Consider the following 1497-nt stretch of genomic DNA (forward strand, 5'->3'; position numbering starts at 1 on the left):
CACCTGTTCGACCAGGTTGGTGAAGTCCGGCAGGCCGCAGCTGGTCAGCGGCCTGCCGGACTTCACCAACCTGGTCGAACAGGTGGGCCCTGGCGTGGTCAACGTGGAAACCACCATCGTGCGCAGCAACCGCCAGGCCCGCGGCATGGGCCCGGGCGGCGACGATGAGATGCCCGAATTCTTCCGGCGCTTCTTCGGCCCGGACTTCCAGATGCCGGGGCAGGGCCCCGGTGGCCAGGACGACAGCCCGCGCATCCAGGGCCGCGGCATGGGCTCGGGCTTCATCATTTCCGCCGACGGCTACGTGCTGACCAACTACCACGTGGTCGCCGACGCCAGCGAAGTGAAGGTCAAGCTGGGCGACCGCCGCGAATTCACCGCCAAGGTGATCGGCAGCGACCAGCAGTACGACGTGGCCCTGCTCAAGATCGACGGCAAGAACCTGCCCACCGTGCGCGTGGGCGATTCCAACACGCTCAAGCCGGGCCAGTGGGTGGTGGCGATCGGCTCGCCGTTCGGGCTGGACCACTCGGTCACCGCCGGCGTGGTCAGCGCGGTCGGGCGCAGCACCGGCGGCGCCGACCAGCGCTACGTGCCGTTCATCCAGACCGACGTGGCCATCAACCAGGGCAATTCGGGCGGCCCGCTGCTCAATACCCGCGGTGAGGTGGTCGGCATCAACTCGCAGATCTTCTCCGCCTCCGGCGGCTACATGGGCATCAGCTTCGCCATCCCGATCGACCTGGCCATGGGCGCGGTCGAGCAGATCAAGAAGACCGGCCGGGTCAGCCGCGGCCAGCTGGGCGCCGCCGTGGGGCCGATCGACGGGCTCAAGGCGCAGGGCCTGGGCCTGTCCGACAGCCGCGGCGCACTGGTCAATGAAGTGGTGCCGGGCAGTGCCGCGCTGAAGGCCGGGGTGGAACCGGGCGACGTGATCCGCTCGGTGAACGGCAGCCCCATCAACACCTTCAGTGACCTGCCGCCGCTGATCGGCGCGCTGCCGCCGGGCAGCAAGGTCCGCCTGGGCGTGGTCCGCGACGGCAAGGAGCGCGACATCACCGCCACCCTGACCGAGTTGGCCGAGGATGCCGAACGCGGCCCGGCCCGACCCACCGCCGAGGCCGCCGCGCCGCAGACCGGTTCCAACGCCCTGCTGGGGCTGGAGGTGGCCGACCTGACCGCCGCCCAGCGCAAGCAGCTGGGCCTGGGGGCGGGCGAGGGCGTGCGGGTGACCCGCGTCAATGGGGCATCGGCGCGCGACGCCGGTGTGTCGCCCGGCATGGTGGTGCTGCAGGTCGGGCGTACCCCGGTCGGCAGCGTGGCCGCGCTGGACAAGGCGCTGGCCACCTACAAGAAGGGCGATGTGGTCATGCTGCTGGTCCGGGCCACGGGCAACAGCGCCTTCGTGGCGATCAAGGCCGGGCAGTAAGCCCCCGCCAGCACTACGTTTCCGGGCCCGCTTCGGCGGGCCCGGTCGTTTCTGGCGGGCCGATCACG

The 1497-nt window shown here is 70.8% G+C and carries 1 protein-coding gene; it reads left to right on the forward strand.

The features are described 5' to 3' along the window. A partial coding sequence (locus DBR34_RS20930) for a DegQ family serine endoprotease (RefSeq protein WP_146186904.1) occupies window positions 1-1429 on the forward strand: 1429 nt, incomplete at its 5' end. Between the last annotated feature and the right edge of the window lie 68 nt (window positions 1430-1497).

Origin of the sequence: Stenotrophomonas sp. HMWF003 (assembly GCF_003061285.1) — a bacterium.
GTDB lineage: Bacteria > Pseudomonadota > Gammaproteobacteria > Xanthomonadales > Xanthomonadaceae > Stenotrophomonas > Stenotrophomonas maltophilia_AP.